Annotated in this window: 23 protein-coding genes, 1 tRNA gene and 1 pseudogene; 12 read left to right on the top strand and 13 right to left on the bottom strand. The window is 43.6% G+C overall.

Annotation, left to right across the window (positions count from 1 at the left end; all coding sequences use genetic code 11):
* Positions 1–4: 4 nt before the first annotated feature.
* The gene (locus AC1IR0_RS01805) at positions 5–730 is read left to right on the top strand and encodes an ABC transporter ATP-binding protein (RefSeq protein ID WP_479741130.1); all 726 of its coding nucleotides are present in this window, start codon (positions 5–7) and stop codon (positions 728–730) included.
* A 1-nt stretch (position 731) separates the two neighbouring features.
* Positions 732–3,224 (top strand): ABC transporter permease, encoded by a 2,493-nt coding sequence (locus AC1IR0_RS01800; protein ID WP_479741129.1) that lies wholly within the window; start codon positions 732–734, stop codon positions 3,222–3,224.
* A 33-nt stretch (positions 3,225–3,257) separates the two neighbouring features.
* Here the strand turns inward: AC1IR0_RS01800 and AC1IR0_RS01795 are convergent, their stop codons facing one another.
* Positions 3,258–4,076 (bottom strand): rhomboid family intramembrane serine protease, encoded by an 819-nt coding sequence (locus tag AC1IR0_RS01795; RefSeq protein ID WP_409666376.1) that lies wholly within the window; start codon positions 4,074–4,076, stop codon positions 3,258–3,260.
* 77 nt (positions 4,077–4,153) lie between these two features.
* On the opposite strand from AC1IR0_RS01795, the gene mtgA reads away from it, so the two are divergent.
* Both mtgA and ppk1 read left to right on the top strand, forming a co-directional pair.
* The gene (gene mtgA, locus AC1IR0_RS01790) at positions 4,154–4,828 is read left to right on the top strand and encodes a monofunctional biosynthetic peptidoglycan transglycosylase (RefSeq protein ID WP_313564890.1); all 675 of its coding nucleotides are present in this window, start codon (positions 4,154–4,156) and stop codon (positions 4,826–4,828) included.
* 111 nt (positions 4,829–4,939) lie between these two features.
* Entirely contained in the window at positions 4,940–7,021 is a 2,082-nt protein-coding gene (gene ppk1 / locus AC1IR0_RS01785; protein ID WP_005246972.1) for a polyphosphate kinase 1, read from the top strand.
* Between the two features lie 57 nt (positions 7,022–7,078).
* Here ppk1 and AC1IR0_RS01780 read toward each other — a convergent pair.
* From AC1IR0_RS01780 to rubA, 5 genes and pseudogenes are all read right to left on the bottom strand, one after another.
* Positions 7,079–7,672 (bottom strand): annotated as a pseudogene (locus AC1IR0_RS01780) (response regulator transcription factor).
* Positions 7,673–7,854: 182 nt separating this feature from the next.
* The gene (gene oxyR / locus AC1IR0_RS01775; protein WP_004279412.1) at positions 7,855–8,763 is read right to left on the bottom strand and encodes a LysR family transcriptional regulator OxyR; all 909 of its coding nucleotides are present in this window, start codon (positions 8,761–8,763) and stop codon (positions 7,855–7,857) included.
* Between the two features lie 13 nt (positions 8,764–8,776).
* Positions 8,777–9,715 (bottom strand): esterase EstB, encoded by a 939-nt coding sequence (estB, locus tag AC1IR0_RS01770; RefSeq protein WP_004646272.1) that lies wholly within the window; start codon positions 9,713–9,715, stop codon positions 8,777–8,779.
* Between the two features lie 57 nt (positions 9,716–9,772).
* Entirely contained in the window at positions 9,773–10,951 is a 1,179-nt protein-coding gene (gene rubB, locus AC1IR0_RS01765) for a rubredoxin reductase RubB (RefSeq protein WP_409653538.1), read from the bottom strand.
* Between the two features lie 91 nt (positions 10,952–11,042).
* The gene (gene rubA / locus AC1IR0_RS01760) at positions 11,043–11,207 is read right to left on the bottom strand and encodes a rubredoxin RubA (RefSeq protein ID WP_004646274.1); all 165 of its coding nucleotides are present in this window, start codon (positions 11,205–11,207) and stop codon (positions 11,043–11,045) included.
* Between the two features lie 487 nt (positions 11,208–11,694).
* Between rubA and AC1IR0_RS01755 the strand changes: the two genes are divergently transcribed.
* On the top strand, positions 11,695–12,237 hold the full coding sequence (locus tag AC1IR0_RS01755) for an adenine phosphoribosyltransferase (RefSeq protein ID WP_184412493.1): 543 nt from the start codon (positions 11,695–11,697) through the stop codon (positions 12,235–12,237).
* 40 nt (positions 12,238–12,277) lie between these two features.
* Here the strand turns inward: AC1IR0_RS01755 and AC1IR0_RS01750 are convergent, their stop codons facing one another.
* The gene (locus AC1IR0_RS01750; RefSeq protein ID WP_004730287.1) at positions 12,278–12,772 is read right to left on the bottom strand and encodes a YqiA/YcfP family alpha/beta fold hydrolase; all 495 of its coding nucleotides are present in this window, start codon (positions 12,770–12,772) and stop codon (positions 12,278–12,280) included.
* Between the two features lie 389 nt (positions 12,773–13,161).
* Here AC1IR0_RS01750 and lysS point away from each other — a divergent pair, with 389 nt between their 5' ends.
* Both lysS and AC1IR0_RS01740 read left to right on the top strand, forming a co-directional pair.
* Positions 13,162–14,691 (top strand): lysine--tRNA ligase, encoded by a 1,530-nt coding sequence (gene lysS, locus AC1IR0_RS01745; protein ID WP_409653364.1) that lies wholly within the window; start codon positions 13,162–13,164, stop codon positions 14,689–14,691.
* Between the two features lie 149 nt (positions 14,692–14,840).
* The gene (locus AC1IR0_RS01740; protein ID WP_005246966.1) at positions 14,841–16,292 is read left to right on the top strand and encodes a capsule assembly Wzi family protein; all 1,452 of its coding nucleotides are present in this window, start codon (positions 14,841–14,843) and stop codon (positions 16,290–16,292) included.
* 341 nt (positions 16,293–16,633) lie between these two features.
* Here AC1IR0_RS01740 and trpS read toward each other — a convergent pair whose 3' ends face one another.
* Positions 16,634–17,647, bottom strand: a complete 1,014-nt coding sequence (gene trpS, locus AC1IR0_RS01735; protein ID WP_004279419.1) for a tryptophan--tRNA ligase — start codon at positions 17,645–17,647, stop codon at positions 16,634–16,636.
* Positions 17,648–17,836: 189 nt separating this feature from the next.
* Here trpS and AC1IR0_RS01730 point away from each other — a divergent pair, with 189 nt between their 5' ends.
* A complete protein-coding gene (locus AC1IR0_RS01730) occupies positions 17,837–18,763 on the top strand; it encodes a DUF808 domain-containing protein (protein ID WP_004646278.1) in 927 nt (308 codons plus the stop codon).
* 48 nt (positions 18,764–18,811) lie between these two features.
* The gene (ypfJ, locus tag AC1IR0_RS01725) at positions 18,812–19,717 is read left to right on the top strand and encodes a KPN_02809 family neutral zinc metallopeptidase (protein WP_004646279.1); all 906 of its coding nucleotides are present in this window, start codon (positions 18,812–18,814) and stop codon (positions 19,715–19,717) included.
* A gap of 37 nt (positions 19,718–19,754) precedes the next feature.
* Here ypfJ and AC1IR0_RS01720 read toward each other — a convergent pair whose 3' ends face one another.
* Positions 19,755–20,309: a hypothetical protein gene (locus AC1IR0_RS01720; RefSeq protein ID WP_409653360.1), complete on the bottom strand. Its 555-nt coding sequence runs from the start codon at positions 20,307–20,309 to the stop codon at positions 19,755–19,757.
* Positions 20,310–20,524: 215 nt separating this feature from the next.
* On the opposite strand from AC1IR0_RS01720, the gene AC1IR0_RS01715 reads away from it, so the two are divergent.
* Both AC1IR0_RS01715 and AC1IR0_RS01710 read left to right on the top strand, forming a co-directional pair.
* Entirely contained in the window at positions 20,525–22,024 is a 1,500-nt protein-coding gene (locus AC1IR0_RS01715) for a cation:proton antiporter (protein WP_071850584.1), read from the top strand.
* 159 nt (positions 22,025–22,183) lie between these two features.
* Entirely contained in the window at positions 22,184–22,525 is a 342-nt protein-coding gene (locus tag AC1IR0_RS01710) for an MGMT family protein (RefSeq protein ID WP_247143320.1), read from the top strand.
* A gap of 44 nt (positions 22,526–22,569) precedes the next feature.
* Here AC1IR0_RS01710 and AC1IR0_RS01705 read toward each other — a convergent pair whose 3' ends face one another.
* On the bottom strand, positions 22,570–23,010 hold the full coding sequence (locus AC1IR0_RS01705) for a universal stress protein (protein ID WP_004279425.1): 441 nt from the start codon (positions 23,008–23,010) through the stop codon (positions 22,570–22,572).
* A 240-nt stretch (positions 23,011–23,250) separates the two neighbouring features.
* On the bottom strand, positions 23,251–23,655 hold the full coding sequence (locus tag AC1IR0_RS01700) for a hypothetical protein (protein WP_114541152.1): 405 nt from the start codon (positions 23,653–23,655) through the stop codon (positions 23,251–23,253).
* A 174-nt stretch (positions 23,656–23,829) separates the two neighbouring features.
* Here AC1IR0_RS01700 and AC1IR0_RS01695 point away from each other — a divergent pair.
* Positions 23,830–23,906, top strand: a tRNA-Met gene (locus AC1IR0_RS01695).
* A 218-nt stretch (positions 23,907–24,124) separates the two neighbouring features.
* On the opposite strand, the gene AC1IR0_RS01690 is transcribed toward AC1IR0_RS01695, so the two are convergent.
* A complete protein-coding gene (locus AC1IR0_RS01690) occupies positions 24,125–25,750 on the bottom strand; it encodes an NAD+ synthase (RefSeq protein ID WP_004730268.1) in 1,626 nt (541 codons plus the stop codon).
* Between the two features lie 373 nt (positions 25,751–26,123).
* The gene (locus tag AC1IR0_RS01685) at positions 26,124–26,627 is read right to left on the bottom strand and encodes a hypothetical protein (RefSeq protein ID WP_071850587.1); all 504 of its coding nucleotides are present in this window, start codon (positions 26,625–26,627) and stop codon (positions 26,124–26,126) included.
* Positions 26,628–26,679: the final 52 nt, after the last annotated feature.

Raw genomic sequence — 26,679 nt, 5'->3', positions numbered from 1 at the left:
ACGTATGATTCAAAGCAGCAACGATTCGACCATCATGCCACAGGCTATTATTTCTGCCCAGAAATTGACACAAAAGATACAACTTTCACAAAAACAGCTCACCATTTTTGAGGATCTTGATCTGGATATTCAGGCCGGAGAACAAGTGGCAATTACCGGTCGTTCCGGTTCCGGAAAATCCACATTACTGGGTATTCTGGCGACACTGGATCAGGCGAGTTCAGGTCAGCTTATGGTTTGTGGCGAATCGGTCTCTAGCTTGGATGAAGAACAACGTGCACTGGTACGTTTAAGAAATATCGGGTTTGTCTTTCAGTCTTTTCAGCTCTTACCGCACCTGACTGCACTTGAAAATGTAATGCTGCCACTGCGCCTGCAGCCCGGCTTTAAATATGCAGAAGCCGAGCAAAAAGCCTTGGCTCTGTTGCATAAAGTGGGTCTGGATCGACAGGCGCAGCAAACGCCAAAAGTCCTATCTGGCGGTGAACAACAGCGTGTAGCCATCGCTCGTGCACTGGTCAGTGAACCAAAAATCATTTTTGCCGATGAACCTACAGGCAATCTCGATGGTGAAACGGCCAAAGAAATTGAACAATTGCTGTTTCAACTGAACCGGGAACTGGGGACGACTTTGGTGCTGATCACGCATGACCGCAAACTGGCGCAGCAGTGTCAGCGACATTTTGAACTGCTGAATGGCGAGCTGATTGAACATCCGAGTGGAGGATGAAATGAATCCATTATTTCGTCCCTTACTGACGCAAAGCTTTAAAACCACCGGAATTTATCTGCTGATTATTGCCTTAACGCTGGCGATCAGTGCGACTACTGCACTCAAGTTTAGTAACGAGCAGATCCAAAATGCAGTCGCCTTGCAGGCAGCAGAAATGTTGGCTGGTGATCTGGTGCTTTCAGATAATGAGCCTTTGCCGGAGCAGTGGCGCGATCAGGCCAAGCAGCTGGATTTAAAGCAGTCAGAAGTCACTTTCTTTAGCAGTATGGCCTATACCGATGCGCAGTTTGTCATGGTCAATGTCAAAGCCATTGATCAGGCTTTTCCTTTGCGTGGCGAACTGCGGGTGCAACCGGCAAAAAAGTCGATTCAATCTGGTGAAATCTGGCTCAGTCCACGAGCCATGGATTTGCTCAAAGTCAAATTGGGGGATCAGCTCAATATTGCCGATGCGGCGTTTAAAGTCACCGCCAAGATTGAACAGGACTCCAATCAGGAACTTGGATTTTCCGGATTTTCACCAACGGTGATTATTTCCCAAGCAGATGTGGCACGAACCAATGCCATTCAGGTGGGGAGCCGGATTGAATATCGCTTACTCATGGCTGGCCGTCCAGACGATACCCAACAATATGAAGCCTTATTCAAGCAGCACGTCAAGTCAGCAAACGGCTCGGCTGAAACGCCAGCGGAAGTGCAAGGGCAGGAGTTTGAGGAGCAAAGCAGTCTCAGGTTACGCAATGCCAGTGAAGGCAATACCCGCTTGATGAAGCCAATCGCCAATCTGGACACTTTCCTGCAACTGGCCAATATTCTGACCATTCTATTATGCGGGATTGCCATTGCTTTAACCGCGCAGCGTTATGTGCAGCAGAATCAGGATCATATTGCCTTGATGCGTTGTATCGGTGCCACCAAGCAGCAGATTCTGTCGGCTTATCTGGCTTTACTCGGGATGGTGCTGTTAATTGCGATGCTAATTGGTATCGTGGTCGGGATCAGTCTGGGTTATGGACTGTTACAGTTGATGTTGCAGCTGATTCCAAATTTGCAGATTGAATTTTCCGCTATCGCGATGTTGCTCGGACCATTGCCGGTCGCGATGCTGACCAGTGCCGTGGTGCTGCTCGGCTTTGTGATGCCAAGCTTGTTGCAATTGCTGAATACGCCACCGATCCGGGTGATTCGCCAGCAGGAAAAATCAGTGCAATCCATGCTGTGGATGCTGCTAACCGGAACGCTCAGCCTGATTATCTTTAGTGTGATTTTAACTGAAAATCTGTTGTTGACCGCCTGGGTGATTGGCGCGATTATTGTGTTATGTGCGGTGCTGTATCTGACGGTATGGGGGGTATTGAAACTGCTGCGTAATATGAAGCTGAATCTGTCAGCCTATGTACGCACACCTTCTCAGACCGCCTTGCAGATTACGGCTTTAGCCTTGGGCTTGAGCCTGATTACAGTCTTGGCAGTCTTGCGTACCGATCTGCTGGATCGCTGGCAGCAACAGTTACCAGAAGGTACGCCGAACCAGTTTGTTTATGGTTTACCGCCTTTTGATATGCCGGATCTCAAAGCCCAACTTGAGCAGAATGGCTGGAAAAGTACGCCACTGTATCCGAATGTTCGTGGGCGTCTGGTCGCCAAAAATGATCAGCCTTTTGCCGAGGAACTGGTGAAAAGCAGCAATACTTTAAGACGTGAACTGAATCTGACCCAGTCAGACCGCTATCCACAAGATAATGTGATTGTCAGCGGTGATGCGGTATTAAAACAAGTCGGCACCGTATCGGTCGAAGCCAATACTGCCGAAGAGCTAGGGATCAAGATTGGAGATAAACTCAGTTTCAGTCTGCCTGAAGGCATATTGGAAGCCAAAGTCGTTAATCTAAGAACCGTTGAGTGGGAAAGTTTTAGTCCGAACTTTTTCTTTATCTTTGCACCCAATACCATGGATGCCAATGCTGGCAGTTATCTGGGCAGTTTTTATGTCCCGGAAGCAGATAAGGGCAAGCTGGTGTCTGTGATCCAGCAATTTTCCAACACGGTCTTTATTGATGTCAGCCTGATTCTGGAAGAGATTAAACGCATTGTGAATGTACTGGTGCAAATCGTGACGATTCTGGCGGTATTGGTCAGTATTTCCGGTTTTCTGGTATTGATGGCCTGTTTAAACCTGTTGATGGATGAGCGCAAACGTGAAGTGGCTTTGCTTCGATCATTCGGTAGTTCCAAGCAGACACTGAAAACCATGATGAGTCTGGAAATTGGTTTTATCGGACTATTTGCCGGAATTGTTTCCTGTATGTTTGCCGAAGTGATCAGCGCGATTGCCAGTTATAAAATGGATTTGATGATTCAGCCACATTGGGAAATCTGGATCATTTTGCCGATCTTTATGACCGCTTTATGTGCGCTGATTGGCCGTTATCGCCTGAGTTATCTGTCAGATATTCCGCCTTTACAAAGCTTACGCGAGATGAATCAATAAGATTCATCTCCGTGGTTTTAAACTGACTGAGAATTAAAGTTTTAGTTGCTGTTGCATCATTTCCAGAATCTCTTGCCACAGTGGACGAATGGGTTCAATCAAGGTCAAGTTATGTTGATAAAGCAGCACACAAAGGGCGAAACCGACAAGCAGGGCAATCAGATTGAACAGGTGGCTACGCTGCATTTTTTGACTGATGTACCATAACAAGGTGAGAAAAGCCCCCATCAGCATGCCGCCAATATGTGCGGCATTGTTGATTCCACTGATCATAAAGCCCAGCGCGAGGTTCAGACCCATCACCATCACCAGGGTTTTTTTATCCAGAATAAAACGTTGCTGTGGCAGCATTGGCAATAAGGCCAGCACTGTCAGTGAAGCACCGAGTCCCATCACGGCACCAGATGCGCCGGCACTGACCGCAGGCAATAAATCGGGATTGGCCACACCGCCTTCGATCAGGTTATAGCTGTCCTGAATATTCATATAGCCACTAAGCAGGCTGCCCATTAATCCTGCACACACATACAGGCCAATAAAATACATCCGGCCAAACAGCTGTTCGGCAACACTACCAAAAATATACAAGGCCCACATATTCAACATCAGGTGAATCAGGCCAAAATGAAAAAACATGCTGCTAAACAAGCGCATGGGTTCCGCTAAATAGGTTAAAGGTGCATAATCGGCACCCCAGAGAATAGCGTCTCGGGTACTCGGCTGGCTAACATCCATGCCATGCATGGCTTGCCAGCCAAATAATCCAACATTGATCCCGATTAAAATGGCGGTGATCCACCAGAGATGCATTTCAAGTTTGCGATGTTCGACAGGGGGAGAGTATTCAGACATGCTATTTTTTTGCTGTGATTGTATATTTCGAATAAGCTTAACACGAAAAATTAAATTTTCAGGAGTAACGCACTGACATGAAAGCCTTTCTGATCCGCACGATGCTCGTCATCGTCAGTGTGATTCTACTGGTTCAATTGTGGATCTTTGCCAGTCTGGCCTGGTGGCGAACCAATCCGGTGAACACCACCATGATGATGCGGATTGATTACTGGACAGAACCCTCCAAAGCGATTCAGCATCAGTGGCGTCCCTATGACGACATCAGCCTGAATCTGAAACGTGCCATCGTCACTGCGGAAGATGGAAAATTTATTCATCACCATGGTTTTGACTGGGATGGAATTCAAACTGCACTGAATAAAAATAGAAATCAGGGCCGTGTAGTGGCCGGTGGTTCGACAATCTCCCAGCAATTGGCGAAAAACCTGTTCCTCGTCAACAAGCGTTCATTTGTGCGTAAAGGTCAGGAAGCGGTTGCGACCTGGATGATGGAACGCATGTGGTCGAAAGAACGGATTCTGGAAGTCTATTTAAACTCGATCGAATTCGGGGACAATATCTACGGCGTTGAAGCGGCGGCCAAACATTATTTTGGTAAAACTGCGCAAAGCCTGACCCGCGATCAAGCCATCTTTCTAGCGGCCATTTTGACCAATCCGAAATATTTCCAGGATCATCGCAATTCCTCTGCATTAAATGCACGTAAACGCATGATTCAGCGCTATATGCGCTATGCAGAATTACCTTAATTGATGATTTGAAGAGAAAGCCCAATTATTTGGGCTTTTTTTATGAAATTGTCATCAATTTGAAGCATACTTGGAGCGATAAGCACAATTTTAAATCCGCATAGGTTTGATATGAATACGGCAGCCAGCACAACTTCAGCACAGCCCGAATATACATATAATGATCGTTATATTAATCGCGAACTGTCTATCCTAGACTTCCATTTACGTGTCCTGGAACAGGCTGTCGATCCTTTACATCCATTGCTCGAACGCATGAATTTCCTGTTGATTTTCTCGCGTAATCTGGACGAGTTTTTTGAAATCCGGGTCGCCGGGATGATGGAACAACTGGATCTGGATAATGAAAGCCGGAGTCCGGATGGCTTGACTCCAAAGCAGGTTTTAGAACAGATTTCTAAAACCGCACATGCTGCCATTGAACGTCAATACCGTATTTTAAATGAAGAAATTTTGCCAAAACTGCGTGAGGAAGATATTTGCTTCTTGCGCCGTGGTGAATTGACCCCAGCGCAATCTGCCTGGATTAAAAAATATTTTCAGGAGCAGGTTGCGCCGGTTCTCACGCCGATCAGCCTGGACCCTGCGCATCCATTCCCACGGTTGGTGAATAAATCACTGAACTTTATTGTCACATTGGAAGGGAAAGATGCTTTTGGCCGTCAGATTGATCTGGCTGTGGTACCCGCACCGCGTTCACTGCCACGCGTGGTACGTTTACCGGATGAACTGACCGATGGAAAAGAACATCATGTGATGCTGTCGGCGATTATTCATGAGCATGTGTCTGATCTGTTCCCGGGGATGACGGCGACTGGCTGTTATCAGTTCCGTGTTACCCGAAATGCCGATCTAGCCTTGAATGAAGATGTTGAAGATCTAGCCAAGGCACTCAAAGGCGAACTCAGTTCACGCCGTTTTGGCCGCGCCGTGCGTCTGGAAGTGACAGAAAATTGTCCGCAGCATATTTATGAATATCTACTGAATGAATTTGATCTGGACGACGAGCAGCTTTATAAAGTCGCCGGCCCGGTCAATCTGGCACGTTTGCTGTCTAATTTTAAACGTCCGCATTTACGTTATGACTCGCATACTCCCATCATTCCTAAAGTACTAAAAAAATCTGAAAATATTTTTAGTGCGATGCAGAAACAGGATATTTTGCTGCATCATCCCTTTGAATCTTTTGCCCCGGTCATTTCATTATTACGTGAAGCGGCACGCGATCCGCAAGTACTGGCGATCAAGCAAACCTTGTACCGTAGTGGGCCAGATTCTGAAATTGTGCAAGTGTTGGCAGAGGCTGCCCGCAATGGCAAGGAAGTCACCGCAGTCATTGAACTGCGTGCACGTTTTGATGAAGAATCCAATATTGCGGTGGCCAATGTCCTGCAAGAAGCGGGTGCAGTCGTGGTCTACGGCATTGTCGGTTACAAGACTCACGCCAAGATGATTCTGGTGGTGCGCCGGGAAAATAACAAACTGGTGCGCTATGTGCATCTGGGTACCGGTAACTATCATGCCGGCAATGCGCGAATCTATACCGATTATGGTCTGTTAACGACGGATAAAGATTTGTGTGAAGATGTGCATCGTATTTTCCAGGAACTGACCGGTATGGGGAAAATGGCCAAGCTGAAAAAGCTGCTACATGCGCCATTTACCTTGCATGCCCAGTTACTTAACTATATCGATAATGAAATTGCCTATGCTCAAGCAGGGAAACCGGCGCAGATTATTGTCAAAGTCAATGCACTGACCGAAATGCAATTGATTAACAAACTCTATGAGGCTTCTCAGGCCGGGGTACAGATTGACCTGATTATCCGCTCAATTTGCAGTTTGCGTCCGGGGTTGCCGGGTCTGTCGGAAAATATCCGGGTGCGTTCAATTGTCGGGCGTTTCCTGGAACATACCCGCGTGTATTATTTCAGCAATAATGGCAATTCACGTATTTACTGTTCAAGTGCAGACTGGATGGATCGTAACCTGTTTAATCGGGTCGAGGCCTGTTTCCCGGTCGAAGATGAAGCCTTGAAAAAACGCATCTATCAACAAGGTCTGTTGAATTACTTGAAAGACAATCAGCAATCCTGGTTATTGCAAGGTGATGGTACTTGGCTGCGGGCACAGCCCAAAGAAGGTGAAAAACCGCATAATGCACAACGTATTCTGTTAGAGCTGTTTAAATAAGTTTAAGTATGTAAAGAGGCTGAATATTCAGCCTCTTTTTTATTCCGAACATAGAATTTAACTGTTCAAGCTGAGTTTAACCAGTTTTCGATAGATGTGTTTGACCCGACTATACATCTGATAATCTTTCATCTGAAGCTAGTTTTGTCGTTCGGTTTGCGATTTATGCTGACTCATTACTTGTAATAACTGTAATTCAGCGAAGTTGAGACAGGCTTTAACGCTGGGCTGGTGCAGGATATAGTCTGCCAGTTCAGTATGAATGTAGGCTCCGCCGCGTAAGACAATTTTTAGACTCTCAGCGAACTGCGGTAATGAATCATGATGCTGCATATAGCTATCTGCTCCGGATAATAAAGCAGAATAGATGAGTGCTATGGCATCCGTATTGAATATGGCAATAACAGGTGTATCTGAGCTTTGCTGTTTCAGCTGATGAATCAAACTGATCTCTGAAGTTGTTGCTGCATGATAAAGAATCAGATTAGGCAGATGTTCAGTAATCATGGATTGTGCGGACAGCATATTGTCCGCATACAGCAGCATATCTGGCTGATAGCCGAGTTGCTGTAGCACGGTCTGGATTTTTGACAGGTCGAGTCCAGTCGGTGAACGAATCACTAAAACCGGTGCAGGCAAAAGGCTAGCCAATAAAACGCGATCCTGTAGATGCGATAGAGAGCTATACTGTGAATCAGGCAGATGCAAATGCCTATCCCAAAGAATAGTGATTTAGCTGAAATGTAGAGATTCTAAGTTTCTATGCGGACTGGATGCATTCAATTCAAGATATAAAAAAGGAGCAACATGTGCTCCTTTTTATTATCTATAGATCAGGCAGCATCGTGCTGAGTGATTTTCTGGAAAATCTGTAATAGCACATCAAACTCGCTTTGCAGCGGTGTGCTTTTACGGGTTACCAATGCCAGGGTACGACTTGGGGCTGAATCGATCGCTTTTACCTGAATCTCAGGATTGCCTTTAATCATATTGGTATGGATCGCAATTTCAGGCAGCAGGGTAAAGCCCAGATTTGCAGACACCATTTCGATTAAAGTCGGCAGTGAGCTGGCTTTTAAACGGTGATCATTTTTACGCTCACCAATCGGGCAGGCACTCAAGGCATGATCACGCAGGCAATGACCTTCTTCAAGTAACATCAGGCGAGACAGATCCAGATCTTCTAAAGAGTTTGCTTGTGCAGCATGCTGATCAGATTTTTGGTAAACCAGATACAGATTCTCTTTGGCAATTTCAGCAACTTTCAGACCACGGGTGTCGAAAGGCAATGCCAAAGCCACCATATCCAGGTTGCCATGTTCCAGCTTTTCTACAATCTTTTCACTTTGCGCTTCATGCAGATGCAACTGGATTTTTGGTAATTGCTTATGCACTTCATCCAGCAGCTGGGACAATAGGAAAGGTGCAATTGTTGGAATGACGCCGAGATGTAGATCACCGGTTAAAGGTTCACTCATCTCACGACTTAAACGCATTAGGTCCTGAGCATCGGCCAGTAGAACACGTGCGCGTGCAACCACTTGTTCACCAAGAGGCGTTAAACGAACATTCTGGCGGTCGCGTTCAACAAGTACGCCACCGAGTAAACGCTCCAGCTCCATGATGCCGCCAGACAAGGTTGACTGGGTGACAAAGGAGCGGCGAGCAGCTTCTGTAAAGTGTAGCGTCTCTGACAGTGTTACGAGGTATGACAGCTGTCTTAGGGATGGTAATGCAGCCATAGTGTCCTAATGTTTATGATTTAAAATGATCAGCAAATAATTCGCTAAGATATGGAATAAAATGCGGTGGGATATCATGCCCCATTCCATCAATTAATTCAAATTTAGCCCCTGAAATTGCTTTCGCAACGGCCTTGCCATGGCTAGGAGGCAGCAATCGATCTCGAGAACCATGGACTACCAGGGTTTCTTGTTTGATTTGCTTGTCCAGTTGCAGCAATGAGCCTGTACATAATATTGCTAAAAACTGTTGAAGTACACCAGCAGGATAGTAACTTCGCTTATATAATTTACGGGCGGTCTGTACCGCTTCCAGATGATTGACATAACCTGGCGAGCCGATGATCTTAAACAGTTTCAAACTATGATCAACAATGCCATCTTCATCTGTTGAAGCCGGTTTGTCAATCAAACTAAAGAGTTGCTTAGGGAAGGGCGGTGGCAACATCGGCTGGTTATTGCTGGTAAACAGTAAGCCCAGTTTTTTGACTTTGTCCGGATAACGCGCGGCCAGAATCTGGGCAATCATACCGCCCATCGAAGCACCCAGCACATAGACCTGTTCCAGCTGCATTTTTTCAATCAGCAGACTGACATCTTCGGCCATATCATATAGATCATAAGGTGCACCCTGATTACCCAGACCCAGCACAAAACGGCTCATCATTTTCAGGGTATTCAGGCGTGGACCTTTGTGATGGACTTTTGAAGACAGACCAATATCACGATTATCAAAACGGATGATGTGATAGCCATTGTCTATCAGTGACTTGCAGAAAAAGTCAGGCCAGTACAGCATTTGCCCACCCAGACCCATAATCAGCAAAATGGTGGGATGTTCCGGATTTCCGCCAACCTCGACATGTAGCTGGATCCCATTGCCAAGATCAACCTTGGTTTCATGCATAAACGAGGTATATGGGGAAAGATTAAACTGTGCTGCGCTGTACATAGTCGCTGTCCTAATTAAAGGATATTTCGTTTAAAAAATATCCTTGCTATTAAACCTCTAAACCGCAGCAGGAATCAAGTCAGGAACCTGTTTGGTCAAGGCCAGACGCTGTTTGGCTGCAGTGGCGCCCAAAAGCACGAAACCACGTAAGGTGCCGTTAGCATCGAACGCTTTAGCCAGCATGCCATCGTCAAACTCTTCAGTTTCCCAGGTGACATTCACATCAACCGGAGCAGGCAATACCGTTAAAGGAGCAGCAGGCGTTTTAACTGCCACTGGCATAGCCGGATAATGCACGGCAGTATGTTCACCATTTAAGGTTTTTGCCAAAGCGCGGGCTTGTTGCATGATCGGCATAACATAAGGCAATAAAGTTCCATTGACCTCGGCACAGTCGCCCACAGCATAAATATCGACCTGGTTGGTTTCCAGTTGTGTCGTGGTTAACACTCCGCGACTGGTATGTACGTCTGCCTGTTTCGCCAAAGAAATATTCGGCTGTAAACCCACCGCAGATAACACTACATCAGCAACCAAAGACTGACCGTTGGCCAGCGTGACCAGATAATCACCATTGTCCGCACGAGAGACTTTTTCGACTGTTGTGCCCAGGACAAAGTGAATGCCGGTTTCTTCAAGGTTTTTCTGGAATGCTGTGGCAACATGTTCTGGCAATAAACGGCCAAGCGGCTGAGGAGCTAAATCAATGACTGTGACTTGATGATCGGTATTTTGCAGGTCATTGGCAAATTCACAGCCAATCAGGCCTGCACCTAAAATCACTACACGTTTGTCTTCACGTGCTGCCAGATTGTTACGGAAAGCTTTATAGTCACTCAAATTGTTGACGACATGAATATCATCGCTGGCATCACCGGCAATCGCCAGACGTACCGGATTGGCACCGATGGCTAATACCAGTTTGCTATAATGTTGCGTGCTTTCCTGGCCATCTTTTTCCAAAACCAGTTGATGATCTTCCGGATGAATGGCTTTGACCCAGGTATGCTGTTCAATGCGCATATTCAGCTGTGCTGACATTTTAGCCGCATCGCCTAGTGGAATTTGTTCAGGCGCTTTATTGCCGGCCAGAGCATTGGAAAGCGTCGGTTTGGCATAATTGACCGCATCATCCGCACAGATCATCAGCAATTCATGTTCTGGATTGAGTTTACGAAATTCACGTGCTACGGCATAACCCGCCATACCTGAACCAATAATGACGATAGGATGCATAGTTGTTTCCATATGGTAGAGCTCCATGCTGTATAAATGATTGAAAGGCATAAAAAAAGACCATATGGATATGGCCTTTAACTGGACGTGATTAGACTTCGATCATTTCGAAATCAATTTTAGACACGCCGCAATCTGGACAGGTCCAGTCATCTGGGATATCTTCCCATTTGGTGCCTGCCACGATCCCGTCTTGAGGCCAACCTTCTGCCTCGTCATAAATCCATCCACATACGATGCATTGAAACTTTCTCATGTAACTCTCCAAAACTGAGCAACTGTAGGCGTCAGCTTAAAATCCATAAAAGGCAAGACTCTAAAAGAATATGACTTTTTAACAGTGAACATATTTGGCTAAATTTTTACGCAGTTCTATTCATAAAGTAAAGTGAATAAAAGCTTAATCAGCGAAATTAGCAGCAGAATAGACGACACATTCCTCATTTATCTAAAAATCACGCCAATCAGCTTTTCTGGCGTAGGCGGTTAAAGGATAAAAAGCTGAGGATGGCAAAAATGAGTGTTTATCTTGTGGGATAGACCAAAGTCGTGCAGTAAAAACTTGAGTTTTTAGGTAATTTAAAATCAGTAAAGTCCGGATTAAATATTTTTAAAATAAATCAATATAATAAAATCAATATCTTGTAATTAAACGTCGGGTTTTTATTAGGCAGCTTGGCTTGTCCGCTCTACTCAAATAGGTTTAAAATTCCCATATTCCTTTTCTTTTTTTAAGATCTCCCATGAGCAATTTGTCTACTTCTTTGTGGTCTCACATTCGTACGGTCCAAGATTTTCCAAAACCAGGAATTTGCTTCTTTGATTTGACCCCACTTTTCATGAGCAATATTGGTCCATTGACTGACGCTTTGATTGCCAGCATTCCTGCTGACAAACTGGCAGAAGTAGAAAGCTTTATTGCGGTTGAAGCGCGTGGTTTTGTGTTGGCAAGCTTGTTGGCACAACGTACAGGCAAAGGCTTATTGTTGGTGCGTAAAGCAGGTAAATTGCCACCTCCAGTGGTCGGTGTGGGTTATAGCCTGGAATATGGTCTGGATCGTTTAGAAATGTCTGCGAACGTTCAGTCCCAGAAAGTAATTATTGTGGATGATGTTCTGGCAAGTGGCGGAACCTTAAAAGCAGTGAATGAACTGGCTCAAAAATGTCAACATGAAGTACTTGGTGCAAGTATCTTCCTTGATCTTCCTGACCTGCATGCTGAATTAGGCCTGGATATCTGGTCAGTGCTGGATGACAAATCTCAGCCTGAAGCGGCAGTTGCTTAAGTTATACATTTAAAAAAAGCCCCAAAATTGTGGGGCTTTTTTATTGCCTGATAAAATGATCTTCGATTTCCTGAATCAGTGTATTAATTTGCTCAGGATGTTCCAGACGATGATGGCCGCCATCAACTGCCTGAATTTGCATATAGTCTTCAAGTTGTGTCTGAACCGCATGCATATCCAGAATTTCATCGCCCAGCTCCAGATAGGCAAATTGAGGAATGTCATGCTGTAAATCGTGATGCCCAATCGGCGGATAATCATCGCGGAAGTTAGGCTGCAAAATGGGATTAGCCACTACACAGGGAATTTGATACGCCTGTGACATTTTCAGTGCCCAATAACCGCCAAGACTGTGGCCGACCAGAATATCTGGTTTGATGGTTTCAATCATCTCATGATAAAACTCGGCGACCGAACTATAGCTCAGATTTCGGTAATCGACATCGATACAGTACTTGTGTACCACATCAATGGCATGGAACTTGGTGGATTCTCTGGAGGAATCTAAGCCATGTATAAACAAAATCTTAGACATAGTACATTACTCATTTTTATGGGACATGCCATATTGGTTATTTGTTGATTGGCACATCATCTTGAAGCTGAGTGTCATTGTAGAACGTCTGGGTATACAAGGCAGTTAGCTATTGGTCTAAGCCGAAGTTTTGCAGTGCAATGAATTTATATAAGACTTGTCTGGTTTAGACTTTAATCCCAACTGAGAGCAGCTGGGTGCTGCAATAAGTTTGAAGAAAGGGAATTTAAAAGAGTGACAGACGGGCTGAACCGAATGGTGTAAATAGCAAGATAGTGGATTTTTCCAAAGAAAAGCCGGTTCCTGAGAGTGTTTGCGCTACGATTTGAGAAGGATTTCTGCTATTCTATGCAACTTCTATTTTTTAACTAATCTTATTCGAGGCAGAGATGACGCAAAATAACGCTCAATCGACTTCTGAACAAATCATTTCCGAAAACGATTTAATTGCACAGCGTCATGCCAAGTTAAAGCAAATCGAAGCTCAGGCACAAGAAACAGGTAAGAGCCCATGGCCGAATACCTTTAAGCGTGAGCATTATGCCCAGGATTTACAAGACCAGTTCGCTGATAAATCTAAAGAAGAAATTGAAGCAGGCGAAAAGGTCTACGTCAAAGTTGCCGGTCGTGTAATGTTGAACCGTGGTTCATTTATCGTGATCCAGGACATGACAGGTCGTATCCAGCTTTATGTTGCGCGTAAAGAACTCGCTGAAGATGTACTGGCTACTATTAAAGGTCTGGACCTTGGCGATATCATTGCAGTCGGAGGTTATATCGGTCGTTCGGGTAAAGGCGATTTGTATGTACATATCGAACATTTTGAATTACTGACCAAATCATTGCGTCCACTTCCAGACAAGTTCCATGGTCTGAACGATACTGAAGTGAAGTATCGTAAACGTTATCTTGACCTGATCGTTAATGAAGAAACACGTAAAACTTTTGAAATTCGTGCCAAAGTTGTGGCGGGTATCCGTGCCTTCCTGACTGAAAAGCGCTATATGGAAGTTGAAACGCCAATGATGCATGTGATTCCAGGTGGTGCATCAGCACGTCCTTTTGAAACACATCATAATGCACTGGACATGTCGCTGTTCCTGCGTATTGCGCCAGAGCTTTACTTAAAGCGTTTGGTGGTCGGCGGTTTTGAACGTGTGTTTGAAATTAACCGTAACTTCCGTAACGAAGGTGTTTCTACCCGTCACAACCCTGAATTCACCATGATCGAATTCTATCAGGCTTATGCAGATTACAAAGACTTGATGGAATTGACCGAGCAAATGCTGGAGCGTCTGGCGATTGATATCTTGGGTACGACTGACGTGCCTTATGGCGATGAAGTATATAGCTTCAAAGGGCCATTCAAGAAAATTTCAATGTTCGATGCGATTCTGGAAAATAACCCGCAATTTACTCCTGAAAATGTCAATGACCGTGAGTTCCTGGCAAAATTCCTTCAGGAAGAATTGAAAGAGCAAGTGAAACCAGGTTTTGGTCTGGGCAAACTGCAAACCATGGTATTTGAAGAAACCGTAGAAACCAAATTGCGTCAGCCGACGTTCATTACTGAATATCCAGCGGAAACTTCTCCATTGGCACGCCGTAATGATCACAATCCACACATTACCGACCGTTTTGAATTCTTCATCGGTGGCCGTGAGTTGGCAAATGGCTTCTCGGAATTAAATGATCCAATCGATCAGGCTGAACGATTCCAGGCACAGGTTGCTGAAAAAGATGCTGGTGATGATGAAGCTATGCATTACGATGCAGACTTTGTAGAAGCATTGGAATACGGTCTTCCTCCAACAGCAGGTGAGGGTATTGGTATTGACCGTCTGGTGATGATCTTTGCCAATGCAGCAAGTATCCGCGATGTGATCTTGTTCCCGCATATGCGTCATAAAAATGCTTAAATGCTGAATTCAAAATAACCCACCATTGTGTGGGTTATTTTTTATCGATACATCTGAAAGCTTGAGTAAAAAACAACAGTTTAATCGTTGAAAATTAACATAGGAGCGATTAAGGTGAAGCAGAAAATAAACTTGAGAATATTCATCCCATGTTGCTAAAAAAAACATTATTGAGTGTGTTGCTGACTACGCTTGCTCTTCCTGCTTTTGCTCAGGGCCTGGTTCTAAATGATGCAAATTTGCGTACTGACCTGAACTGGTTAAACCAGCAAGGGGTTATTCAAATCAGTACCTCAACCTGGCCGCTGAGTGGGGATGAAATTCAACGAGCCTTAACAAATGCGCAGATCAGCAATACTGTACAGCAGCGTGTAATCGATTCGGTTCTGGCTAAACTAAAGGCAGATAATCAACTGCTAAAATTGGGTGTATTTGCAGAAACCGATCAAAAAAATATTCCACAGACTTTCGGGGATCAGCAAAAAGCACAATATCAGGCAGCTTTAGAGTTTAATGCTGGCAGTACGAATTGGGATGCCAAAATCAGGGTGAATGCTGAAAAAGATCCACAAATTGATAATGATCAGGATGTAAATCTCGAAGGTTCTTATCTGGCGGGGAAACTTTGGAATCAATGGTTGATTGCTGGGCAGATTCCAACTTATTGGGGGCCAGGCCATGATGGCAGCTTGATGCGTGGTGATGCCAGTCGTCCAGTCTATGGCTTTACAGTTCAACGTGCAGAACAGACAGCATTTGAAAATAAATGGTTATCTTGGATTGGGCCGTGGCAATATCAGGCTTTTGCCGGTCAACTCGATGACTATAGCGCAGTTCCAGACGCCAAATTGATTGGTTTGCGTGTTACAGCACAGCCTTTACCTTATTTAGAGCTTGGTGCCTCGCGTGCGATTCAGTGGGGTGGTGAAGGGCGACCTGAAAGTTTAAGTTCGCTATGGGATGCTTTTGTAGGTAGTAAAGATAATGGGGGTACAGGTGAACCAGACCCATCTAACCAGATTGCCGGCTTCGATGCGCGGTTAAATTTATTTTCTCTTACCCAAATTCCGGTAGGTTTATATGCTCAATATGTAGGAGAGGATGAGGCTGGGGGCTTACCTGCAAAAAAAATGTATCTTGCCGGCATTGACTATTCTTCCACTGTAAAAAATATGCCATATCAGCTCTACACAGAATGGGCAGATACGCGGACTAATGGCAAGGTTCAAGGCATTTCCTACAACCATACGAATTATACAGACGGTTTTTATCAGCATGGTTATCCTCTAGCACATGCTTTAGGTGGCGATGCGCAGATGATTTCCGTGGGTGGAGATATTCGTATTGATTTTATGAACCGCTTATCAGGGCGTATACTTTTTGCTGATGTGAATCAATCAGAACTTGCCGCTGTTAATAATGCTGCTTTTGCTTTTAATGATGAGATTAAAGCACTGGATTTGACCTGGTCACATTATATACGTCCAGAAATGCCGCTTAAAATTAATGCATGGGTCGGTGATTCAAAGGTGAATGGTCGAGATAGCGGAGTTTCTTTAGGTATCGAAATACCATTAGAAAAAGGCTTGTTCAGTTATTAATTCTTAGCCATGATTAAATCCTGCTTAAACGCAGGATTTTTTTAGCATTTTGAAAAACTATAAACAAAAAAAACGCAATGATTGGGGTTGTCACTGCGTAGAAAAAGGAATGTCTTTCAAACTACTTCATTAACTGTGGAGAGAGTTAAATCTGATTCCTTACTGAATACAATCATAATAGGATGCATTCTCATATGACTCATCAGTATTCATGTTAATACATGTTAAATAAGGTTAAAACTATGAAGATTATGTGGGGATATTTGCATCATTTTTGCGCAATTTTAGCTTAAACAAAAAAGCTCTTCATCAGAAGAGCTTTTAAGAGCAATTTTTTCTAATTAAAAATGGAATACACCGAGGCCAGATTTAACTTCATCCAGTGTCGCCTGGGTAATATCGCGACATTTATCCGTACCGGTTTTCAGGATATCCATGATGTAATCGGGATCTTTAGCCAGTTCAATACGACGCTCACGAATTGGGCCGATCAATTCTTTTAAAATACTTTCCAGACGTTTTTTCACTGTACCATCGCCTAAACCACCACGACGATAATGGGCTTTGAGCTCTTCCAGCTCTTCTTTATTTGGGTCAAAGGCATCTAGATAAGTGAATACCACATTGCCTTCGACCTGACCTGGATCTTCAATACGCAGATGATTCGGATCGGTATACATTGCATTGACGGCTTTCTTAATATCTTTATCTGTTGCATCTAGCACAATGGTATTGCCCAAAGATTTCGACATTTTTGCTTTACCATCAAAACCAGGTAGGCGACCAACATTGGAAAGTAGTGCCTTACATTCTGGTAACAGGTCATGACCAATTTGACGGTTTAAACGACGCACGATTTCGTTGGTCTGTTCGATCATTGGAATCTGATCTTCACCCACAGGAACTACAGTGGCCTTGAATGCCGTAATGTCAGCAGCTTGAGCCACCGGGTAGCACAAGAAACCGGCTGGAATATCACGCTCAAAACCACGCATCTGGATTTCAGATTTGATCGTTGGGTTACGCTCAAGACGTGAAACCGTCACGAAATTGAGGTAAAGCATGGTCAGTTCATTTAGTGCTGGCAGGCATGACTGCACACAAATTGTGGTTTTAGTTGGATCAATACCGACAGCCAGATAATCCGTCGCCACTTCAATAATGTTACGACGTACTTTTTCAAAATTGTCCGCATTATCGGTCAGGGCTTGAGCATCAGCGAGTAACAAGTGTTGATGGTGAGAATCTTGCAGACCTACACGAGAGCGTAATGAACCCACAAAGTGGCCGAGGTGGAGTTGTCCGGTAGGACGGTCGCCCGTCAAGATCACTGGACGATTATCTTGATTACTCATTATCTATTCCAAAGGGTAGTCAGTACTACAGCTGTATTTTAACGAATGGCAACATTGTACGGCATTCTGTTTTTGATTGTCAGCCAGAAAAAAAGCTGTCGTAAAAAAATCTTATAAATTAAACAAGTGAATACAATATTTTTAAGAATTTTGATTAAACTAGGTGGAAAGAAGATAAGGATAATAAGTATGGCGAGCAGTTTATTACTATTATTAGATGATATTGCTACTGTTCTGGATGATGTCGCTGTCATGAGCAAAATGGCAGCAAAAAAAACAGCAGGCGTCCTTGGTGATGATCTGGCTTTAAATGCGCAGCAAGTGACAGGTGTGCGGGCTGATCGTGAATTACCGGTGGTCTGGAAAGTTGCCAAAGGTTCTTTTGTTAATAAACTGATTTTGGTGCCGCTGGCATTATTAATCAGCTTTATTGCAGGCTGGCTGATTAATCCCTTGTTGGTGCTGGGTGGTTTGTTCCTATGTTATGAAGGCGTGGAAAAAATTATTCATACCTTGCATACACCGAAGGCCAAGGACGCGGAACAGGCGCGTGAGCAATTGATTCATACAGAAATGGATTTGCACCAGTTTGAAAATGAAAAAGTCAAAGGTGCTATTCGCACTGACTTTATTCTGTCTGCTGAAATTATCGTGATTACTTTGGGAACGGTCGCCGCAGCCTCGATGCTGACCAAAGTGACTGTTTTAAGCCTGATCGCGGTGGTGATGACCATTGGTGTTTATGGTTTTGTTGCGCTGATTGTCAAACTGGATGATATCGGTCTGCATCTGACTGAACAGCAGTCCGATTTTAAACAAAAAATAGGACGTGGCTTGTTGGCATTTGCCCCGATCTTAATGAAAATTCTCTCCATTGTTGGGACCGCTGCGATGTTTCTGGTGGGCGGTGGAATTATTAACCATGCAATTCCTTTTATTCATCACTTTACTGAAGACAGTGTTGCCTATGTGCAGGATATTCCCAGCATTGGCAACATTGTCGGTGCCGTAACACCGACCTTGATTAATTTCGCAGTAGGAATTTTAGCGGGTCTGCTGGTCATGCTGGTCATCAGCCTGATTAAGAAAATCTGGCCTAAATCATCAAAAGCTTAAGGTGTGGAAATATCTGGATATTAAGCAGATTAAGAAAAGGAAAAGACTATGCGTTGGAAAGGTCGTCGTGTCAGTAGCAATGTAGAAGACCGTCGTGGTGGTGGTGCCAAAGCTGGCGGAATCAGTATTGTTGGATTGATTGTGGCCTTTGTGGCCTGGAAGTTTTTCGGTGTCGATCCACAACAGGCTTATCAAACCACCAAGCAGGTCACTCAGGGGGTATCGGGTGCGGCAGAAACACGTGGCCTGGAAAATCCCACGCCAGAACAGCAGGAGTCGATTGATTTTGTTGGAACTGTATTGGCAGATACTGAAGATACCTGGAATCAGGTGTTTCAGCAGCAGTTAAATCAGCAGTATGTCCCACCGAAACTGGTGTTGTTCAATGGCATTGTGAATTCTGGTTGTGGTACGGCTCAGGCGGCGATGGGACCTTTCTACTGTCCGACAGACCAGAAAGTGTATATCGATACGGCATTCTTTAAAGATATGCGCAGTCAAATGGGCATCACTGGAGAACAGAATGCGACTGAACTTTCTCGTAATGATCAGGCGGGGGATTTTGCGCTGGCCTATGTCGTGGCCCATGAAGTGGGGCATCATATCCAGACGATTTTAGGTATTTCTTCTCAAGTACAGCAAGCACGTCAGCAAGCAAGCGAAGTGCAAAGTAATCAGCTTTCAGTGCGTCAGGAATTGCAGGCAGACTGTCTGGCCGGGGTCTGGGCGTACCATAATCATGAACGGACCCAATTTCTGGAACAGGGCGATGTGCAGGAAGCGATGGATGCCGCCCATAAAATTGGCGATGACTATTTACAGAAACGTGCTCGCGGGCAGGTGGTGCCGGACAGCTTTACTCATGGCAGCAGCGCGCAGCGGGTGCAGTGGTTTAATACCGGCTTGAAATCTGGTCAGGTTGCGAATTGTGATACCTTTAATCAAAATATTTAAATGACTTCGATAAAAAAAGGAGCAGATGCTCCTTTTTTTATTTATGCAGAAAACGTCGGAAGTTTCTTAATATCTTGATACTGACAAATAACGCAGCCAAAGCAAACAGGGCAATTGCAAAGACCGTATATTTGAGGTTGCTGATGTCATTCTGATAAAACTGCAGAATGTCTTGTTTGCTATATTCGAAGGCAGTTGCTTTGCCAGTCCGGCTATCTCTGAACTGGATTTTTTCAATATAAAACAGATTTCCCGCTTTAATTAAGTCAACGCTCTGGATTTGTCGGGTATGCGATTGATTGTCTTCATCGTTACATAAAGCGCTGTAATGCTCACAATTGATTTTGGCCACATAACCATTTCCTGCAATCAGAATAAAAATTGCATTGTCTGGTCGCTGGTTATTGGACACCAATACATACTGCTCGCCGGCTATACTTTTTAAGGGAATGCTGGTGGCTTGCTGATAATGCTGTTCTGCTTGCAGAATTTCCTGAATTTTAGCAAAGCAGGTAAAACATAAGGACAACGTGATCAGAAAAATCACGCTGGCAAAACAGAGACGAAAAATGGTTTTGACAGTTTGATGCATGGGAGAAAAATTCAAAATAGAAAAATGTGGAAGCAAAAGCCGAGTGCTGACCTGTATGTTAAATCATCATTCGAAAATACTGAAAAGAAACTTAACTCAATTCGATAAAAAACGGACTAAACTTGTTTTGCCAGAATAGCTTGCTATTCAAATCTCTATTTTAACAACGCCTCTCGGCGCATAGTGCTCCATCTCGCCCGATTTTAGGAAACCGAATGGGAAATTTCTTTTTTCTTCAGCTACTCACGGTGGTCTTTGCTCTGTCTATTGCCACGACCATGTTTAATAAGCGCGTTTTAGGCTTTCCGCAAGCGATCGGTGTCCCTATTGTCTCTGCAATCTTTGTTTTTATTTTGCAGTGGGGCGCCAGTTTACTGCATGGTAATCCATTCTTTAGCATCAATATTGACAATATCGAGCAGGCTGTTCGTCACGTCGATTTCTATGACTTTCTGATCAATGGTGTGATCTGTTTTATCCTGACTTCATCTGCGCTGAAATTTAAGGTCTCAGATTTGCGTAACCACTGGCGGCCGATCAGTATTTTGGCTGGTCTGGCTTTGGTGTTCTGTGCAGTGTTCTTTGGTGTGGTGTTGTATGGTTATCAGTTCCTGATTGGTAAGCATGTTGACCTGCTGGTTTTGCTCTTGCTAGGGGCGGCCTTGGGCGCCACAGATCCGATCGGCATCAAAGGAGTATTGAGTTCGGTTCGCGCACCGCATCATTTGATCGTTAAATTGGAAGGCGAATCGCTTTTTAATGATGCAATGTGTATTGCCTTATTTATGACCTTGCTCAATGTTCTGCAAGGTGAAAACTTTACGGTACTGGCAGTGCTGCAAACCTTGCTTTATGAAATTGTCGTGGCGGTGCTGATTGGTCTCGGATTCGGTTTTGCGATCTTGCGGATTTTGCGCGGTAAGCATGAAATGGAATCTCTGATTTTGACCACGGCCTTGCTGGCTTGTGGTTCCTATCTGGTGGCTTTGCTGGCACATGCTTCCGCGCCAATTGCCTGTGTGATTGGTGGTTTGATTGTTGGCAATAAATGGAAAGAAATCCTGGCAGATGCTGAAATTGGTGACGTTAATCATTTCTGGCATACGGTTGAGGGAATTATCAATTCATTCCTGTTTACCCTGATCGGTCTGGAATTGTTTATTCTGGACTTGAGTACCAGTCTGGTTCTGGGCGGAATGGTGGCTTTTGTGATTCTACATCTGGCCCGTTTTGCAGCCAACTATCTGGCCTTTGCCATGTTCCCAAAAGTCAGCAAGAAAAGCTATAACGGCAGTTTGACCATCCTGTCTTGGGGCGGAGTACGGGGCGGGATTTCTTTGGCCTTAATTCTGGCGGTCGCCAATGTTCCTCAGCTGGAAGCCTATAGCAGTATTCTGGTGGGCTATACCTTTATTGTAGTGCTATTGTCCGGTGTGGTATGTGGCTTGGGCCTGCCTGCGGTGATGAATGCGTTTTATTATAATCCCAATGAAGAGACGCAGGGCTTTAAAGGCTGGTATCAACGCATGTGTCATAAAATGAATCGTAAGGGTTTTCGCTATATTGTTGGAGAAGATGCCAAAGGAAATGAGACTATTACTATCTTTCAGCCAGAAATTCTGATTGATCAGAAAGATGCAGATGGCGTTGCCACGGTGCATCATCCAGATAAAGTTCAGGAAGTAAAAAGACTGGAAAATCCGGATAATTTCTAAAGATAAAACTTAGAAGATCAAGAGACTGTTAGATTGGTTTTTATAGTGAGATGAGAGCTTGAATCAGCGTATTTCATCAGGCTTAATCACTCTCCTATAGCTTTTTTACTGGGGGTGGATTGTGATTTTTGATTTAAATAAGCTATTAATGAGATGAAAATGACCCAGACAAGTTCAGCCAGTCAGGAAATGGCAGAAATGATTTTGGCTGTGGTCAATCAGATTCCGTATGCCAAAGTCGCCACCTACGGACAGATTGCTAGACTGGCAGGTTTACCCAAACATGCGCGATTGGTCGGACGGGTATTAAGTCATCTAGATTCGGACACTGATATTCCTTGGTATCGGGTGATCAATGCCCAGGCGAAAATCAGTGTGAAGCAACTGGACGAACATGGCCAGAATATCCAGCAGCAAAAACTCATGCAGGAAGGAATTTTTCTTAAAGGTGATCGCTTGGATTTAAAACGCTATCAATGGGATGGTCTGGTCGAGATATAAAAAAAAATCCCCACTTGGTGAAAAGTGGGGATTTTAAAGATAATTTAGTTGCGAATCACCATTACTGGAATATCCGCTTGGCCGAGAATGCTTTGCGCTACGCTGCCAAGGAACAGCTTTTTGAAGCCCGTGCGACCATGGGAACCAATCACGATCAGGTCAGAATTTAAATCTTTAGCTGCTTTGACAATCTCGCTATAAATTACCTGACCCTCAAGGAGCTGTGTATCCACTTCAACACCGGCACCAGAGAATTTTGCTTTGGCTTCATCCAGCGTTTTCAGGATGGAAGTACGGGCACGTTCAATCAGGTCATTGGTTTGTGCCGCAGAGATATATTCCGCAGCGATATAAGGGTCCAGTGCCAGCACTTGAACCACTGTGACTTTACTGTTAAATGCTTTGGCAATTTCTACAGCTTTATCCACTGCAGCATACGATGTTTCTGAACCGTCAACAGGTACTAAAATATGTTCAAAAGGCATTAGAATTCTCCTAAGGGGAATTTAGAGTTATAAAATTATGACGCGTTAAACCGGGTACGAATAGTTGTTTATACTTTGATCATAGCCTGTATTGTATAAAAATAAAACCAAGTAAATACATAGGTATAATGTCTAATAGATTAAAGAATAAAGCACCTGTTTAGAGCTATTGAACCGAGTTGTTTATTTAGCCTAAGTTAATAATTTATATGTAATTAATGTGATAGCTTAAGACAGTGATTAATCACATCGAATAGAGGTCGGGTCTAATTTTATTTGCGGTGACAGCTGTTCATAACGATTTAAAATTGTTTGAGTTTCACCTGCATAAATTTTTTGCTGTAGCTGCCGGATTTTATGTTCTGTCACATGTAAACGCGCACAATGTAATGCAATCTGATTTTCCCGGGTTACCGCCAGTCGTTGACTCTGCTCATATTCCGGATAGGGCTCGATTTTCTGCTGTGCTCTGCTGAGTTGTGCCAAAGATCGTTTTTGCTGCATGCTCATCAGTTGCTGCTGATTAATCCACTGTGCCACATCACGTCTGACGCCATTATAATCTATGAAAATAGGTGAGATGATCTGGCAGGCACTCAGGCTTGAAAGACCAATGAGTAAAATAAATATTTTGATTTTATACATCTAAAGAATCCTCGAAGAATTAAATGGTGCTATGAATGCGTGAATTACATACTAAAAAAACTTTTTTGTTTAAAATTTAAAAGTTTATTTCGTATTTGAATAAAGACTGAGCATTTGTGTTTTAAAATGCTTGACGATAGAAGCTGAAATTACGATAATGCGCACACAGTTTACGGCTATGTAGCTCAGTTGGTTAGAGCACCGCACTCATAATGCGGGGGTCACAAGTTCAAGTCTCGTCATAGCCACCATTTTAAAAGACCAAGCTCTCAGCTTGGTCTCTTTTTTTGTCTTTTAAAAAGCACTGCAAACCACAAAAAAATATTTGAAGCATCCACTAATTTTTAGTTTCCACAAAACATTATTTTTCCTTCTTGATGTTGGGGCTATTCTTCATTTTACTGCCGCATAAAAAAATCGCCCAAGCATTGACTTGGACGATTCTGATTTACATCATTGAGAGCAGAATTTAGCTACCTGCTTTCCAGCCATTCACGATTGGATAACGACGCTCACGGCCATAAGAACGTGAACTGATACGTGGCCCAATGGCACCTTGGCGGCGCTTGTACTCATTGATATCAACCAGACGAATCACTTTTTTCACGACTTCAGCATCAAAGCCTTTGGCAATGATATCGTCTTGACTCATATCTTCTTCAATATAAGAGTACAAGATCGCATCTAGAATGTCATAGGCAGGTAAAGAGTCTTGATCGACCTGATCTGGACGCAGTTCTGCTGAAGGTGGACGGGTAATCACACGTTCCGGAATCACTGGAGTTTCTGAAATGCTGTTACGATATTTCGCCAGTTCAAACACAATAGTTTTATACACATCTTTCAGAACTGCATAACCACCGACCATATCGCCATACAGGGTGCAATAACCGACAGCTAGTTCAGACTTATTACCGGTTGCCAGCACCAGATTACCGAATTTGTTAGATAGGGCCATCAATAAGGTGCCCCGTGAACGTGCTTGCAGGTTTTCCTCGGTAGCATCGACTGGAGCGTTGCCAAAGAACGGGAATAGCACCTGCATAAAGCCGCTTACCACTGGATTGATTTCGGCAATACCGAAAGTCACGCCCATATTTTTGGCTTGAGCCGCTGCATCTTCCACACTGATTTGTGCGGTATAGGTATAAGGCATCATCACGGCTTGAACTTTATCTGCACCAAGCGCATCTACAGCAATCGCCAGGGTCAGGGCAGAGTCAATCCCGCCAGACAGGCCCAGAATCACACCTGGGAAGCCAGAACGCTGTACATAATCACGTGTGGCCATGACCAGGCTTTGATAAATCTCAGCCATGGTGTCTAAAGCAGGTGCAATTGCACCTTTGCTGAATTGCAGTTGTTCAGCATTAAATTCTGCAATTGCCAGATTTTCCTGGAAAGTGGGTGCCTGTAAAGCCACCTCGCCAGATTTGTTGAGCACAAAGCTGGTACCGTCAAAGATCAGGTCATCTTGGCCACCGACCTGGTTGCAGTACACTAGATTGATATTTAGCTGTTTGACCAAGGCCGCCATGGTTTCAATACGATGTTGTGGTTTACCCACTTCATATGGCGATGCATTCAGCACCAAAGCCGTGTCGATATTCAATTTTGCCAGTTGCTGAACAGTGGCCAAAGACCAGACATCTTCACAGATCAGTACGCCAAATTTATGTCCAAGATACTCAAATACCAGATGCTGATGACCTTCGCCAAAATAACGCTTTTCATCAAATACACCATAGTTTGGCAACACTTGTTTGTTATAAACACCCAGTACTTCGCCATCTTTCATGACAGCAGCCGAGTTATAACGCTGACCATCTTCAGTTTGATTAACAAAACCAAAGACCATGACAATATCTTTTACTTCAGTTAGTTTTTCAAAAGCCGCTTTGGTGCGTTTCACCAGACTTGGGCGAATTAATAAGTCTTCTGCAGGATAGCCCAATGTTGAAAGTTCAGGAAAGATAATCAGATCCGCTTTATCTTTTTTAGCCTGATTGGCCAGATCAATCATTTTTTGCGTATTTGCATCCAGATTGCCCACATGTGGAGAGAATTGAGCAATCGCAATTTTAAAACTTTTCATTCCAAGTAAATCCTATTCCTATAGGTTGATACACTAAATTACTGATTTTTATAATTCTAATTATTCAGTTGAGTGCACTTCGATATTCATAAAATGCCAAATGGCTTAAATAAAAAAACTTTTTATCGCATGATCATTGAATCTTAATCTGCGATGCAAAATAATCATACCGGCCTATTTTATCGAAATTTTATCGATAAGCTAGAGTTGATTTAGCAGAACAGGCATTGAGTGAAAAAAGTTATTATATAAAATTAGAAAATATGCTGATTTTTTATGCATCTAGGCTTATGTAGATTTAAAGACTGAAATCTAAATTTTGGCTTTTAAAATATGCTTTAGCTATATTGTTTGGAATTAAACTGATTAAATATCATCTGTTTATTTTTGGATTTAAAATAATATTCGGAATTTTTTTTAGAAAAATATCCCGGGCAATATCGCCTTGTTGTTCAATATTGTAGGTTGAAAATGATTTGTTGGGATTAAATTGATATTTGTACGGATTATATTTTCCCAAGCTGAGAAAATAAGCACTTTGTAAAAATGCCCCTTTTAAAAGCACATTGATCTGACATTGGTGCTGATAAATATGCGCCATCTCATGAATAAATAGTGCCTGATAAGATAAACTCTCGCGCGAATAATCTTCCCGATAATTTAAATTGCGTACATGGATGTAGCCACTGGGCGCCATAATGACATGTTTGGATTGCCAGGGCAGGTAGGGGTGATTCATGATTTTAACGCGGGAATAATCGATCAGGTTGCCAAATACTCGTTGGGAAATTTTGATTTCACCAGACGTTAAACTGCGGCACTTAAACTGTTCAAAACGAACCAGTCTCAAAATAAAGGGCAGAAAATACAACAGCATTCAATATACGTCCTGTTTTTAGGTGACTTAATCCGTGAATATAATTTTCATA

The organism is Acinetobacter sp. 129952 (assembly GCF_056642055.1).
This window is presented reverse-complemented; position numbering and strand designations above follow the sequence as displayed.

Bases quoted from the DNA above. Each gene is read 5' to 3' on its own strand.
- AC1IR0_RS01805 (WP_479741130.1), top strand. From the start codon at position 5: ATGATTCAAAGCAGCAACGATTCGACCATCATGCCACAGGCTATTATT.
- AC1IR0_RS01800 (WP_479741129.1), top strand. From the start codon at position 732: ATGAATCCATTATTTCGTCCCTTACTGACGCAAAGCTTTAAAACCACC.
- AC1IR0_RS01795 (WP_409666376.1), bottom strand. From the start codon at position 4,076: ATGTCTGAATACTCTCCCCCTGTCGAACATCGCAAACTTGAAATGCAT.
- mtgA (WP_313564890.1), top strand. From the start codon at position 4,154: ATGAAAGCCTTTCTGATCCGCACGATGCTCGTCATCGTCAGTGTGATT.
- ppk1 (WP_005246972.1), top strand. From the start codon at position 4,940: ATGAATACGGCAGCCAGCACAACTTCAGCACAGCCCGAATATACATAT.
- oxyR (WP_004279412.1), bottom strand. From the start codon at position 8,763: ATGGCTGCATTACCATCCCTAAGACAGCTGTCATACCTCGTAACACTG.
- estB (WP_004646272.1), bottom strand. From the start codon at position 9,715: ATGTACAGCGCAGCACAGTTTAATCTTTCCCCATATACCTCGTTTATG.
- rubB (WP_409653538.1), bottom strand. From the start codon at position 10,951: ATGCATCCTATCGTCATTATTGGTTCAGGTATGGCGGGTTATGCCGTA.
- rubA (WP_004646274.1), bottom strand. From the start codon at position 11,207: ATGAGAAAGTTTCAATGCATCGTATGTGGATGGATTTATGACGAGGCA.
- AC1IR0_RS01755 (WP_184412493.1), top strand. From the start codon at position 11,695: ATGAGCAATTTGTCTACTTCTTTGTGGTCTCACATTCGTACGGTCCAA.
- AC1IR0_RS01750 (WP_004730287.1), bottom strand. From the start codon at position 12,772: ATGTCTAAGATTTTGTTTATACATGGCTTAGATTCCTCCAGAGAATCC.
- lysS (WP_409653364.1), top strand. From the start codon at position 13,162: ATGACGCAAAATAACGCTCAATCGACTTCTGAACAAATCATTTCCGAA.
- AC1IR0_RS01740 (WP_005246966.1), top strand. From the start codon at position 14,841: ATGTTGCTAAAAAAAACATTATTGAGTGTGTTGCTGACTACGCTTGCT.
- trpS (WP_004279419.1), bottom strand. From the start codon at position 17,647: ATGAGTAATCAAGATAATCGTCCAGTGATCTTGACGGGCGACCGTCCT.
- AC1IR0_RS01730 (WP_004646278.1), top strand. From the start codon at position 17,837: ATGGCGAGCAGTTTATTACTATTATTAGATGATATTGCTACTGTTCTG.
- ypfJ (WP_004646279.1), top strand. From the start codon at position 18,812: ATGCGTTGGAAAGGTCGTCGTGTCAGTAGCAATGTAGAAGACCGTCGT.
- AC1IR0_RS01720 (WP_409653360.1), bottom strand. From the start codon at position 20,309: ATGCATCAAACTGTCAAAACCATTTTTCGTCTCTGTTTTGCCAGCGTG.
- AC1IR0_RS01715 (WP_071850584.1), top strand. From the start codon at position 20,525: ATGGGAAATTTCTTTTTTCTTCAGCTACTCACGGTGGTCTTTGCTCTG.
- AC1IR0_RS01710 (WP_247143320.1), top strand. From the start codon at position 22,184: ATGACCCAGACAAGTTCAGCCAGTCAGGAAATGGCAGAAATGATTTTG.
- AC1IR0_RS01705 (WP_004279425.1), bottom strand. From the start codon at position 23,010: ATGCCTTTTGAACATATTTTAGTACCTGTTGACGGTTCAGAAACATCG.
- AC1IR0_RS01700 (WP_114541152.1), bottom strand. From the start codon at position 23,655: ATGTATAAAATCAAAATATTTATTTTACTCATTGGTCTTTCAAGCCTG.
- AC1IR0_RS01690 (WP_004730268.1), bottom strand. From the start codon at position 25,750: ATGAAAAGTTTTAAAATTGCGATTGCTCAATTCTCTCCACATGTGGGC.
- AC1IR0_RS01685 (WP_071850587.1), bottom strand. From the start codon at position 26,627: ATGCTGTTGTATTTTCTGCCCTTTATTTTGAGACTGGTTCGTTTTGAA.